Origin of the sequence: Krasilnikovia cinnamomea, assembly GCF_004217545.1 — a bacterium.
GTDB classification, from domain to species: Bacteria; Actinomycetota; Actinomycetes; order Mycobacteriales; family Micromonosporaceae; genus Actinoplanes; species Actinoplanes cinnamomeus.
This window is the reverse complement of record NZ_SHKY01000001.1, coordinates 3426012-3438874: the sequence shown is the minus strand read 5'-3', so window position 1 is coordinate 3438874 and position 12863 is coordinate 3426012. Positions and strand designations below refer to the sequence as shown.

Annotated in this window: 12 protein-coding genes; 5 read left to right on the top strand and 7 right to left on the bottom strand. The window is 68.1% G+C overall.

Translation table 11 applies throughout. From position 1 onward, the window contains the following. Positions 1 to 13 precede the first annotated feature (13 nt). Positions 14 to 205 carry a hypothetical protein gene (locus tag EV385_RS15560; RefSeq protein WP_130510107.1) on the bottom strand — a complete coding sequence of 64 codons (192 nt, stop codon included), beginning with the start codon at positions 203 to 205 and terminating at the stop codon, positions 14 to 16. A gap of 475 nt (positions 206 to 680) precedes the next feature. Here EV385_RS15560 and EV385_RS15555 point away from each other — a divergent pair, with 475 nt between their 5' ends. Further along, positions 681 to 2453 (top strand): IS481 family transposase, encoded by a 1773-nt coding sequence (locus EV385_RS15555; protein ID WP_423203117.1) that lies wholly within the window; start codon positions 681 to 683, stop codon positions 2451 to 2453. Here EV385_RS15555 and EV385_RS15550 read toward each other — a convergent pair. The 5 genes from EV385_RS15550 to EV385_RS15530 all read right to left on the bottom strand — a co-directional run bounded on the left by EV385_RS15550 (position 2435) and on the right by EV385_RS15530 (position 6895). Continuing rightward, positions 2435 to 2989 carry a CbrC family protein gene (locus tag EV385_RS15550; protein ID WP_130510106.1) on the bottom strand — a complete coding sequence of 185 codons (555 nt, stop codon included), beginning with the start codon at positions 2987 to 2989 and terminating at the stop codon, positions 2435 to 2437. The genes EV385_RS15555 and EV385_RS15550 overlap by 19 nt on opposite strands. Positions 2990 to 3125: 136 nt before the next feature. Then, positions 3126 to 4379 carry a helix-turn-helix domain-containing protein gene (locus tag EV385_RS15545; protein ID WP_130510105.1) on the bottom strand — a complete coding sequence of 418 codons (1254 nt, stop codon included), beginning with the start codon at positions 4377 to 4379 and terminating at the stop codon, positions 3126 to 3128. Between the two features lie 211 nt (positions 4380 to 4590). Next, positions 4591 to 5118, bottom strand: a complete 528-nt coding sequence (locus EV385_RS15540; RefSeq protein WP_130513342.1) for a hypothetical protein — start codon at positions 5116 to 5118, stop codon at positions 4591 to 4593. A 346-nt stretch (positions 5119 to 5464) separates the two neighbouring features. Beyond that, complete coding sequence (locus EV385_RS15535) at positions 5465 to 5965, bottom strand: hypothetical protein (RefSeq protein WP_130510104.1); 501 nt, start codon at positions 5963 to 5965, stop codon at positions 5465 to 5467. Between the two features lie 12 nt (positions 5966 to 5977). Beyond that, the gene (locus tag EV385_RS15530) at positions 5978 to 6895 is read right to left on the bottom strand and encodes an IS5 family transposase (RefSeq protein ID WP_242624908.1); all 918 of its coding nucleotides are present in this window, start codon (positions 6893 to 6895) and stop codon (positions 5978 to 5980) included. A gap of 581 nt (positions 6896 to 7476) precedes the next feature. Between EV385_RS15530 and EV385_RS15525 the strand changes: the two genes are divergently transcribed. The 4 genes from EV385_RS15525 to EV385_RS35680 all read left to right on the top strand — a co-directional run bounded on the left by EV385_RS15525 (position 7477) and on the right by EV385_RS35680 (position 11763). Further along, complete coding sequence (locus EV385_RS15525; protein ID WP_130510103.1) at positions 7477 to 8145, top strand: hypothetical protein; 669 nt, start codon at positions 7477 to 7479, stop codon at positions 8143 to 8145. Positions 8146 to 8452: 307 nt separating this feature from the next. Beyond that, complete coding sequence (gene istA, locus EV385_RS15520; RefSeq protein ID WP_130513341.1) at positions 8453 to 9925, top strand: IS21 family transposase; 1473 nt, start codon at positions 8453 to 8455, stop codon at positions 9923 to 9925. Then, positions 9922 to 10773 (top strand): IS21-like element helper ATPase IstB, encoded by an 852-nt coding sequence (gene istB, locus EV385_RS15515; RefSeq protein ID WP_278044984.1) that lies wholly within the window; start codon positions 9922 to 9924, stop codon positions 10771 to 10773. The genes istA and istB overlap by 4 nt, the downstream gene beginning before the upstream one ends. A 111-nt stretch (positions 10774 to 10884) precedes the next feature. Beyond that, positions 10885 to 11763, top strand: coding sequence for an NUDIX domain-containing protein (locus tag EV385_RS35680; protein ID WP_278044983.1), 879 nt, complete (start codon positions 10885 to 10887; stop codon positions 11761 to 11763). On the opposite strand, the gene EV385_RS15505 is transcribed toward EV385_RS35680, so the two are convergent. Continuing rightward, entirely contained in the window at positions 11732 to 12811 is a 1080-nt protein-coding gene (locus tag EV385_RS15505; protein WP_207229837.1) for an NsdA family TPR-like regulatory protein, read from the bottom strand. The genes EV385_RS35680 and EV385_RS15505 overlap by 32 nt on opposite strands. Positions 12812 to 12863: the final 52 nt, after the last annotated feature.

Here is a 12863-nt window from a genome sequence, read left to right as displayed (position 1 = left end):
GTCGTTTCGAGGGTCAGTCGTTGCTCCCGCAGAGCCGCTTGGGGATCGAGCATTCCCAGGAGAAGGTGCAGATGTAACCGATGGTGCTAGTGCCCGGCACGGTGAACAGGCCACCGGCCTCCTGCCCGGCCTCGAGGTCGATCTGCTGCTCGGAAAGCTCTGCCGCGAGATCCCCGGCCGCGGCGAACCTGTCGTCGTACGTCACTGTGCTGATCCTTTCGTCGGTGTTGCGAACCACCTTGCAGGTCGTGCGGACCAGCACAGCATCGGAGCGGCGCAGCGCTCACTGCGATATCAGAAATTCTGATACAGAGCACCGCAGCGACCGCGTCCCCGGTAGACATTGGCGCATGCACACCAACGCGGACGTCGCCAATGTCTCGGCTCACCGGAATGCACCGGCCCTGAGGGGCCACCGGATGCATCGCGGCGAGTGGCCATGGTGAGAACCACCGGGTCACCTCAGTGCGACAGCGGGGAGACGATGCGCAGGGCCACGAGGACAGTCGTCATCGCGCGGGTTCCTCCCGCGCGCCGGTGATCCCTACTGGTGCTCGCTGCCCGATGAACTCGTTAGGACAGTTGGCACGTGATCCGCCTCAGGCCGGTGTCGGGTCTCATGACCTGCGTGACAGATCGGTATCAGGACGTGCGTGACACTCCGCCGAGTGTTGGTGGAGATCAGCGTGACGGAACAGCGGTATCAGGCAGTCCTCGATGTGCGGGCCGGGTCCACGGTCACGGACGTAGCGGCCCGGTTCGGGGTGTCGCGGCAAGCGGTGCATCGCTGGCTGGCGTGGTATGAGCAGGACGGTCTTGCCGGCCTCGCTGACCGGTCCAGCCGGCCGCGGTCGTCACCGACGCAGACCTCTGCCGACGTGGAAGCCCTGGTCTGCGAGATGCGTCGTCGGCATCCGCGGTGGGGTGCTCGCCGGATCCTGTTCGAGCTGGGCCGGACGGGGTGTCCTGGTCCGATCCCGTCGCGGATCACGGTGCACCGGATCCTGGTCCGGCATGGCCTGGTCGAGGAACGGCCTCGTCGTCGCCGTCGGGAGGACTATGTGCGGTGGGAACGGGACCGGCCGATGGAACTGTGGCAGATGGACATCGTCGGCGGCGTCATGCTCGCTGACGGCCGGGAGGCCAAGGTCGTCACCGGTGTGGACGACCACTCCCGGTTCTGCGTCATCGCCGCCGTGGTGCCCAAGGCGACCGGCCGGGCCGTCTGCCTGGCGCTGGTCGCCGCCCTGCGCGAGTACGGCGTCCCGGACGAGCTACTCACCGACAACGGCAAGCAGTTCACCGCACGCTTCAATCAGGGCGGCGGGGAGGTGATGTTCGATCGGATCTGCCGCGAGAACGGCATCACCCACCGGCTCACCAAACCCCGTAGCCCGACGACCACGGGCAAGGTGGAGCGGTTCCACCAGAGCCTGCGCCGGGAACTGCTCGACGACCACCCGCCGTTCACGTCGATCATCGAAGCCCAGGCTGCGATCGACGCGTTCCGCCACGAATACAACACCGACCGGCCACATCAATCCCTGGATATGGCATTCCCAGCCAACCGGTTCCGGGCCGAGCACGGCAACGGCATCCCCCTGAAATTGCCGCCGTCGCTGTCCACAATCCTCGACGAGACCCCCGCACCGCCGCATGCCGCCCCGCCCCGCCCCCGGCCGGCTGCGCCTACCGCTCTGGCCGTGGAGGTCGTACGGACCGTGCCCGCCTCCGGCAACCTCAGCCTGCGCGGGCAGCAGTTCTGGCTCGGCCCGGCCCACGCCGGCCGGGAAGTCACGGTGTGGGCGGACACCACCGTCGTTCACCTGCTCCGCGACGGGGTACGGCTCAAGAGCGTGCCGTCCCGGTTCAGCCCGACCACCCTGCAGCAACTGCTGGCCGACGGCGCCCGCCCGGCCGGGCCACCACCCATCCCGGCACCCGCCCCTGGCACTGGTGCCGTCGAGGTCGACCGCACGGTCAACGCCTGCGGCCAGATCGGTCTCGCCGGCCGCCAGCACCCGGTCGGCTACCACCTCGCCGGGCGCCGGGTCACCGTCCGCCTCGACCACCGGGTGCTGCACCTGCTTGACACCGACCGCACCCTGCTGCGCAGCCTGCCGAACCCCCTCACCCCGGCTCAGGTCGCCCGGATCCCTAACGCCCGCCCCGGCGGCCCCGCCCCGACGCCCGCGGCCGGGCCGCTGCGCGTGGACCGCAAGGTCAGCTCCCGCGGCAGCATCTGCATCGCCCGGCAGAAAATCCAAGTCGGTATCGGTCACGCCGGCCACACGGTCACCGTCGAGGAAGCCGACACGACCTTCCGCGTCTACCACGGCGAGCAGCTGCTCACCGAGGCCGTCCGCACCACCACCCACACAATCGCCCGGTTCAAGGCCCGCAAACCCGAACCCCCGCGGCGGGCAACTCCCACTCAGACGAAATCGGAGTAGGCCAGGTGAGCTCCGCATCGGCGACAGCGGAACAGGTACGCGGTGGGCTGGCCATCCTTGCTCAACGACTGCACATATCCTTCGACCTGCTCGGCGGACCAGCCGCCATCACCGCGAACCTCCAGCCGCACACACTCCAGGGCGTCCGGAAAGGCGGCCAACTCCGCCGCGCCGACCGGTCCGTGGAACTCTGCCGCGTCACCGCAATGATGCAGCCACCGCTCCTGCTGCCAGCCGGCGAACCCCGGCGTGCGCTGCAGCACTTCCTCGGTCACCTCCGCGGCAACATCGTCAGGCACCCGCCATCCGACCTCGGTGAACTGCGCGTCGAACAAGGACGCCGCCTGCCCGTCGGCGACGCACCACGGGCACAGGCGACGGCCTAGCTCCTCTACCGCGTAGACCGGCCCCACGTAGGTGAAAGGCCGCTGCCGACCGCAGCAAACGCACACGACCTCCTCGGCCACGACCGAACCCGTCGCGACCGGATCCGGGTGATAACGAAAAGGCGGAAGAGGCCCACGATCGGCTTGCATCCATCGATCGTAGGACCGCGCCGGATCCCGGCACGTCGAAAGGAGGCTACGCTCGGGCCTAAGATCCTCTAGCCGGACGTGTCACCCACGTCCCGAGACTGAACTGTCACGGACGTCCTGAAACTCGGCATCCGCCTCAGGCCGGTTCGTTGATGTCGCGCCAGATCCTTGCGGCATGGCGGAAGGCCGAGGTCTCCTCAGCGAGCTGAGCCGCGAACCGCAGGGTGGCAACCGCCTGCGCCTCCTGCCCAGCCAGCCGCTCAGCCTGGCCCCTGGCGTGAAGGAATCGAATACGTTCCGCACTCGGCAGCTCGTCATCGGCGACCGCGGCGGCCAAGGCGATGGCCCGCTCAGGATCGCCCGTCGCTACCGCGAAGCGCACCTCGAGTGCCGCGAGCCGCACGTTTGCCACAGAAGATTCGGCCATCGTCGCGGCGCGTGCGGCTTCCATGCTCGCGGCGATCTCGGCCGGCTCGGCATGCGCGTCGATCTGCACCGAGACCGCAGCCCGGCAGAAACTCGCCCAGTCGCGCAACGACGTGCTCGGGTGGGAGAGCATCCTCCGCGCCTCCGTCAGCGACTCGAGCGCACGCCGCCACCTACCGATGCTGGCCAGCGCGATACTCGCGGCCCACTGTCCACGACCGGTGATGGCCGAGCGGTCGAGCCTGCGCGCCACGACGAGCAGGGTTTCCACAAGTCGCATGATCTCCACGGAGCTGCCGCGGTCGTTGAGCACGGACAGGTGGACGGCCAGCAGCCTGATGTGTTCGCTGCCGTCGGCCAGCGCGGTTCCGGTGATCTCCCGGCTGGCCCGCTCGATCTCTGCGTAGGCCTCGTCGAGTCGGCCGACGTCCCGAGCCGCCGCGCTGAACGCAATGCGGGTCCGGACCCGCATCTCGACGACCTCGGACTGGTCAGCCAGCGGCAGCAGCTCGCTGAGAAGGGCGTAGCGTCCCGGGCGGTCACCGCGCAGCTCGAGGATGCGTTCCAGGGCCAGACCGTAGCCGAGCGCAGCCGCTGACTCGGCTGGGGCCGCCAGCGCGGCCCGGTAGGCGGCGGTCATCCGCTGCTCGGCGTCATCCAGATCGCCGTACTCGATCGCGGCCATGGTGAGCACATCGTTGACGAACTGGGACCGCGCCAGCGCTCGGACCGCCCCATCCGGTGACGCGATGTCTACATCGGCGAGAGCGTGCACCGACACGTCGAGGACCCGAGCCAGGTGCAGAACGACGTCGAGGGTGGGCACCCTTGCGCCGGATTCGAGCAGAGAGATGTACGACTGGTTGACCGTCCCCGAAGCGAGGTCACGCTGAGACAGCCCGCGTTCGGCCCGCAGCCTCCGCAGGCGTTGCCCGAACTCGGGCTGAGAAACCTGCGTCACCACGACGGGCACACTCCACTCGACCAGAACCCGCGGTCACTTTACAGAAGTAATAGGGAGCTGAGAACAGTCGTTCCCGTCCGCAGGGGTAGAGACCGGCAAGCGGGGCATTACGGTGGTAATTCGCTCCCAGGCACTTCGACCGCTCGCCGCGGGCGGGCACGAACGGTCATGTCACCGTGACCGCACCACGTCCGCATCCCGCCCGGGAGCCTCAGCTCGGGGAAGGGCCGCGCCCGCGCTGTCGGTGACGCGCCAGGTCACGAGCAAGGTGGGCGGGACGGAATCCCACCGTGATGAGCCGACGAAGGTCCGCACGAGTGTCATGCATGAGCTGCACGTGGAAGTAGTTGATGTACTCGAGAACCGCAAAGATGCCGAACGCCAGCCCCGGCCACGACTGCGCACCAGGGAGCCGCACAGCGGCGACGATGCAGACAATCAGCACGGCTGCCAGCGCCACCGGTAGCACCACCCGCGCGGTGGCGAGAAGACGATGACCAGGCAGCAGTGGCTCTCGGCGGCGCAGCTGTCGCAACTTGAGTGACCAGTACGCGGCGGCCACCACGAGGAGCAGGGCGAACGCTCCAAAGCCCGCGAGGTTCGCCACTGTCAGCGGCAGAGCCGTCAACGAGAACCATAGCCATGCCTGCAGGGGAATGTTCAACAGCTCCAGCAGGGCGAGTGAGCGAAGCCGGCGCTTGGCCTCCTCGCGGGGGGAACGGGTCCCGGTATCGGTCATCGGCACGGATCCCACACTGGCACATGCGCGCCCAGACGAAACGCCGCCTCGACATGGTGCTGACCTGGCAGCGCAAATGCCGGAGCCCGAGTACATGGCTCCAGCTGGGCCGAGAACCTGGATGGCTCCTTGGATGGTGCGGCGTCACGGCTCGACGCAACTGGGACTGCTACGCAAGGTCACTGCGATAGGTCGCGCCGTGCGGCAGCTGGGCGAAGCTCTCCGGCGCACGCTGAGCGACCCGTTCGACCGCCTGTGCCTGGCCCGGTGGGCTGCATGTCACATCCAGCGGAGGGACGCTCTCGCAGGTCAGGTTGGGCATGCCTGCTTGGGTGTTGCCGGTGCCCTATCCGGCTTTGGCGGTTTGGTAGCAGGCGGAATAGATGGAGAGTTTCACGTGGGTCGGGGGAGTGGTGCTGGTGATGGAGGCGTTGAGGCCTCCGTTGGGAGCCTCCGCTGCCAGGACGCCTTCGCCGCGCTGGCCGACTGTCCGGTCGTCGGTGATCCGCCAGCCGGCGGCATTCCATGCCTGTCGCAGCCGGCCGATCGCAGCGGCGTGGTCGGACACCGGTAGTTGGTAGATGCCGTAGGTGGTTCGGATGTCACCGTCCGTTTCGCCGCGTTTGCCCTCGCAGGGCGAGGTGTCGACCACCCCGTTGGTCAGCTTCGTGTCACCGATGATCGTGACGACCTGATCGGCGTACTGCTGTACCTCGCGGGCTACGTCGTCGGCGTTTCTGGTCTGCACGTCGTCACTCCCCTTGTCGCATCCAACCGTAGCGCCGAGCAGGAAAAGGCAAGCCGCGGTGGCGGCGGCCAGCTTCTGCCTCACTGGTGGAATCGTCATGTCTGCTCCTGCTCAGCTGATGTTCGGCGGGGCCTGGCCGTGTTCCAGCCCGGCGTAGGAGTACTGACCGACCACCACGGCAGCCTGATTTGCCAGGCTCTTGCTGCCGTTGTTCCAGTAGTCGCTGTGACCGCTGGTGTCGACGACGTACTGGTTGGCACCGAACTCTGCCTCGTGCGGGCTCATGCCGTGGCCGTCGGCGTACGCCTCGCTGAGCCAGGTCCCGACGATCGGTAACCCCATGACGTACTTGCCGGCGACCTCCGGCTTGGACACCGGGTCATTACCGGCGGAACCGGCCCACACGTGCCGCCGGTCCGACATGAGGACCCGGTCCGGGCGAGTACGGGGCCGACCAGCGCCGAGCCGGGCAACGCTGATCTTGTCGAGCACGGCGGTGAACTGGGGGCTGTCTCCACGCTGACCCGCGGTCAGCACCAGCGACAACGGCTTCTGGCCCTGCTCGCAGGCTAGATGCGTCTTGGTAGTCAGGCCGCCGCGGGAGCGACCCAACGCGTGATCGGCGGGCTCGGCCTGCACACCGCCCGGAGGTTCCTTCTGCGCGTGGCCAGCTTGGCGCGCTCCGGCGGCGTGTTGATGGGCGCGGCTGACCGTGGAGTCCACGCTGACGTCCCAGTCGATGCGCTCGGCGGCATCGGCGTGTGCCTGCAATGCCGCGAGCAGCCGCGCCCACGTACCGTCGCGTTGCCACCGGCGGAACAGCCCGTAGATCGTCTGCCACGGCGCGTACTGCTCGGGGACATCGCGCCACGGCGCCCCGACTCTGATCCGCCACCGGATCCCGTCAATGAGCTGCCGTTTCGTCCATTTCGGCGGACGACCCGTCCTCGGCGCAGGAAGCAACGGGGCCCGGACAGCCCACTGCGCGTCCCTCAGGCCATGCCGCCTCGTCACCGCTAGGGTGGCCACGAGGTCTCCGGTGTTTGGTGCTTCTTGGTCGTTGAACCAAGTACCGGAGACCTCGCCCGTTATCGATCACCGCCACGCCGTGACTTCACCCGGCCACCCTCGCAGCCCCTTCTGAAACACGCCCTAGCTGCCGACACCGCTGGTGCTAGTCGCCGGCGAGCACGACTCCAGGACAGCGCCAGCGCCGCAACTGGGCCCGGAAACTGATCGCCCGCCCGCGTTATCGGGGGGTTTTCGGGGGGCAGTTCAAATTCCACATAGACGAAGTTGAAGCCCTGATCAGCGTTTCCGCTGGTCAGGGCTTCTGTTTTGCGCGCCCGAAGGGACTCGAACCCCTAACCTTCTGATCCGTAGGGTGCGACCTTGTTTGTCGGCCGGTGCCGGTCGTTTGCCAATCGCGTACACCTGTGCAGCTCACGCCACTCCGCAGTGTCGCCGGTTGCCGCCTCGACCCGTCCTTGACCAACGCCTGTGTGAGCAATCGGTGAGCAGCACTCGCGCGGTATCAGCGCCTGATTTCTCGCCAGATCGTAACGACGTGCCTGCCGCCCACGGTCGCCCACACGGGGCAGAATCCCCGTGTGGATGGGTTTGAGTTCGTCGCCGCCATGGTCGATCATCTAGTGTGGCCAGCCGTGGCGCTGACCGCGCTCCTGGTACTGAGAAAGCCAATATCAGCCCGTATTGGTCAACTCAAGTCCCTGAGTGCAGGTAGCTTCGGTGCCGAGTTCGGCGAAGCCGAGCGGCAAGTGGAGCAGGCAGTTGAGGCCGAGGCAAACCGCGTCGAGGACGTAGATCATCTAGCTATCGCCGAAGCCCCAGTTGTTGCCGAGATCGATCGACTGGAGCACGGATTCCAGGAGATCGCACGTTCCGCAGGCAACAACCCGACCTATGCCGTAGTCGCGTCCTGGGGGCTCCTGGAGGACATCCTTGCCAGTGCGGCGGCGGACGTGTCGCCACTCAACGTACGTAGCAGGCTGGGGGCGGGTCGCAGCGTCAGCGGCCGAACCGCAACGTCTATCCTCCTTGAGCAGGGGGCCATCTCCGATGACACCTACAGGGCCCTAGCCTCGCTCCGCTCTCTACGAAACGACGTGGCACATGGGAAGGCAGCCCCCGAGCCTGGAGCCGCACTGGCCTACGTGCAATCGGCTAACGAACTCGCTGACGTGGTGCGAGAAGGCACCTATGCAGCGTGGCAACGGCGGCGGTCCGAGCAGTCGCCGGGTGCCACGCCCGCTCCGTAGGGCGCCACTCCATAGGACGCGACCGCGTTCGTCGGCTGGTGCCGAACAGTGGCTCACCCGAGTGCTCTAGATCCATCTGGTGCCAACGCGCGCGTAAGTAGCCCTTGCGCATGCGAGCGGACAGGCGAAAATCCTTGCTGACGGACAGTTGAGTCCCGGCTCGCGGACACCGGAATTCCTGGTGGGCGGTCAGGTGATCTCCGTCATGGCCACGTGAAGTGGATCTCTCCGGTCGGGTTGGGTGCCGGTTGCTGACCTTGCAACCCGACCGACCGGAGAGACCGTGACCAAGTCTGACAGGGAGATCATGGAAATCTTGGAGGCGTACGACCTGACCCGCTGCGCGTACTCAGCGGGGCAGTTGGCCGGCTGTGATCCGAAGACGGTGCAGCGGTATGTGGCGGTGCGCGACGCCGGCGGGGACCCGTTCGTGCGGGTAGGGCGGCCGAAGTTGATCGATGCGTTCCTGCCGAAGGTCGAGGAGTTGGTGGACCGGTCGCAGGGAAAGATTCGGGCGGATCGGGTGCATGAGCGGCTGGTGGCGATGGGGTTCACCGGCACCGAGCGGACCACGCGGCGGGCGGTGCGGGCGGCCAAGGACGCGTGGCGGGCCGGGCGGCGGCGCACGTATCGGCCGTGGGTGCCCGAGCCGGGGCTGTGGCTGCAGTTCGACTGGGGCGACGGGCCGCGCATCGACGGGCGGCGCACGAGTCTGTTCTGCGCGTGGCTGGCCTGGTCCCGGTTCCGGGTGGTCATCCCGACCTGGGATCAGACGTTGGGCACCCTGGTGTCGTGTGTGGACGCCGCGCTGCGGCGCATCGGCGGCGCGCCAACGTATCTGCTCGGCGACAACGCGAAGACCGTGACGGTGGAGCACGTGGCCGGGGTGCCGGTGCGGCACCCGGTGATCGTGGCGGCGGGCCGGCACTACGGCTGCAAGGTGGAGTCGTGTGAGCCGTTCGACCCGGAGACCAAGGGCGGCGTGGAGGCCACCGTGAAGATCGCCAAGCAGGATCTGGTGCCCACGTCGGCGAATCTGCGCGGCCAGTACACCAGCTTCACGGAGCTGGTAGTTGCCGCGGACGAGTGGTGTGATCACGTCAACGCCCGGCCGCATCGGGAGACCGGGGTGGCGCCGGTCGAGCGGCTGGCCGTCGAGCGGGAGCTGCTGCATGTGCTGCCGGCCGACCCGCACGCCGCCGCGTTGGGCGAAGAGCGGCTGGTCAACGACGACCAGACGGTGCGGTTCGGGTCGGTGCGGTACTCCACCCCGCCGGGGCACGTCGGGTCGCGGGTGTGGTGCCGTGTCGTGGGCGACGAGTTGGCCATCGCCGCGATGACCGGCACCGGCGTGGCCGAGATCGCCCGGCACCGGCTGTCGACTCCGGGCCACCCGCGGATCGCCGACGAACACTACCCGGGACATCCCGGCGGCAACGGGCCACGCCCGCCGCGGCCACGGGCCCGAACCCGGCAGGAGGCGGCGTTCCTGGCCCTCGGCGCGGGTGCCCACGACTGGCTCGTGGAGGCCGCTGCCAGCGGCGCGACCAGGGTGCGGGCCAAGATGGCCCGGGCCGTGGAGTTGGCCGCGATCGTCGGCGCCGACCGGGTCGACCACGCGTTGGGCCTGGCCGCCGCGGCCGGCCGGTTCGCCGAGCACGACCTGGCCGCGATCCTGGACCACCTGTCCTGCGCCGGCGACCCGGCCGACGTAGTGGTCGCCGACGAAGCCCACTCGGCCCAGCCCGGCACCGGCCCCTGGACAGGATTCGGCGCATGACCACCGACACCACCACGGACCTCACGATGGACGTGACCACCCCGGCGCCGCGGCCCCGCGGCCGGCGCACCACCACGGCTCCGGCGGCGCCGGCGTTGCCGGCCGAGCTGGAGGCGCTGCTGCGCCGGATGCGACTGCCCTACCTGCGCGCCGCCGCCCCCGAGGTCATCGCCACCGCCAAGGCCCAACGCTGGGACCCCGCCGAAGTCCTCCGCGTGCTGCTCACCGAGGAGGTCATCGGCCGTGACGCCGCGACCCGGCGGATGCGCCGCAAGAGCGCGAACTTCCCCGCCGGCAAGACCTTCGCCACCTGGCGACCGGACGAATCGTCGATCCCGGCGGCCACTCAACAGGCGCTGTCCACCCTGGAATGGATCGGCCGAGCGGAAAACCTCGCCATCGCCGGCCCGTCCGGCACCGGCAAGAGCCACTTCGTCGAAGCCCTCGCCCACACCGCGATCGACAACGACCTGCGGGTGGCCTGGTTCACCCTCGAAACACTGACCACCGCGGTCGGCCGAGCCAAGGCCGACGGGTCCGTGGCCCGCACCGTCGCCCGGATCTGCCGGGCCGACCTGATCGTGGTCGACGACATCGGCATGCTGCCCGCCGGGCAGGACGCCGCCGAGGCGTTCTACCGCGTCGTCGACGCCGCCTACGAACGCCGGTCGGTGGCGGTCACCAGCAACATCCACCCGTCCGGCTTCGACACCATCATGCCGAAGACCCTGGCCACGGCGACCGTGGACCGGCTGCTGCACCATGCCCACCTGATCACCACCAAGGGCGACAGCCACCGCCTGGCCCAGGCCCTCGCCGGCAAGGGGGTGCAGCCCTTGACCACCTAAACCCAGCAGGAGATCACCTGGCCACCAGCACGGAATTCCGCTGTCCGCCCACACGGAGGTCACAAGACCGCAGGACAGGACTTCGTCCTGACCGTTGACAGCGCAATCCGCATGGGCAAGCGCCGCATGGCTACCCCCTGCAAAATCGGAGAGAATGACTCGGTGACGACAACATCGCGGCCCAACCCCGAGGCTGAGTGGTGGACGACGAAGGATGTCGCGGCGTACCTCGGCATCGAGGTAGCCGCCGTCAGTAGCTACCGGCGACGTGGGCAGATGCCCGCGCCGGACCAGACCATCGGAACTCGTACACATGTATGGAAACCGCGCCGAATCATCGAGTGGCATGAGTCCCGTGGTCGTGCCGGGGTCGGTGGTCGGCCACGCGCCAGCAAGGCAGTCCCGGCGACAGTGCCCACACCCGAACCGGACGACATCAGCCGCTGGAACGTGCACGGCCGAACGCCGCTATATGAGTCCGAATGGATCAAGCTCTACCTCACCGATGTAGAACTGCCGGACGGTCAGCGCTTCGAGCACCACACGGTGTGGATGCCCACGGCCGCCATGACAGCGGTCCTCAATGACGAACTCACCCATGTGCTGTTGCTGTGGCGCCACCGATTCGTGCCCGACCTGTGGAATTGGGAACTGCCCGGCGGCCTGGTCGACGAGGGCGAGGAGCCCGCAGACGCAGCGGCCCGCGAGATCGAGGAGGAGACGGGATACCGGCCACGCAACATTGAGCATCTGGTGACCTTCGAGCCCATGATTGGCATGGTCAACACTCCACACCACGTGTTCATTGCACGTGGCGCAGAGCTGGTCGGCGAACCCACCGAGAAGACCGAAATGCAGCGCATGGAGTGGGTGCCACTCATGCAGGTACCGGCTCTAATCGCAAAGGGGCAGGTGAGCAATTCTGGAACGCTTGTTGCGCTGCTCCACGTGCTCGCAATTAGCGGCCCGAAGGCCCCGTACCGCTCGTGAGCAGGGCCGCAATCCGGCGCCGCTGACGTGCTGACGCGGTTCGCGTGGCCAGCTCCTCGGCCACGCGAGCCTCAGCACGCGCCTCCTCGTGTTGGCCCCGAACCGAGTACGCCAATGCGAGATCGCACCGCAATCCCGCTGCTGCACGCGTAAAGGTTGGATCGAGCAGGTTCACCGCATTGGCCAGCTCTTGCACCGCCTCGGATTTTCCAAGTCGGGCGAGGCAGTGGCCGCGCCATCGGGCCAGATGCACCTCGTTGAGAAACAGGTAAGGCAGGCTTTCATCCAAGCCCTGAGAAGGCAGGGCGGCGCCAGCGTGGTCGAGGGCTTCTTGCGCCTCGTCGGCCGCGCCATTTGCAGCGAGGGCTTCCGCTTCGGCTGCCCACAACCATGAGCGAAGCAGGTCGGGCACCTTGCCGTTCGCCGCCTGCCGCGCGTGCTGGATCAATGTCACCGCGCTCGCCGACCGCCCGAGATCGAGCAGCGCGTAAGCCTGCTGCGCCGTTACGTGGGCGACGATCGAAGGGATGCCGCTTTCCCGCGCGGCAGCCTTGGCGGTTTCATGCAGCGACCACGCCTTCTCGGGATCACCCAGGTCCAGAGCTTGCCAGCCTGCGAGCGCGGCGGCCTCGGCAAGCGCAGCGGCGAGCACCGTGCGATGCGCGCCGGGCAACGCGTATCGCCACAGGTCGGTCATCTGACCGACGTGAGCCTCGGTCTGTTGCAGCAGGCGCGCGGCGCCGAGTTGCCGATCAAGCGTTCGGAATGACTGCGTCTGCGCCTCAAGCGAGACGATCAAGGGTGCGTCAATGGCCTCGGCGACAGCCAGTCGCGCTGCCAGATCCGTTGCGACAGGCGAGGGAACCGGCGCGGCGTTGCCCCGGCCCGCCGCGAACGGCACGCCGAACACGTCGGAGAACAGTGCGGCGTAGTCGGCCGAGAGTCCTCGTCGGCCGTGAACCCACTCCCTGATCATCCGCTTCAGGCTTGGGTCGTCCGGCAGCAGCCCACGCCCCTTGCCCCGTGCGACGTTGCGCAGTTCGAGCATGAGGCGAGCGCGGCTCCATCCACGCTGCTTGCAGAGCCGCGCGAGGTCAGTT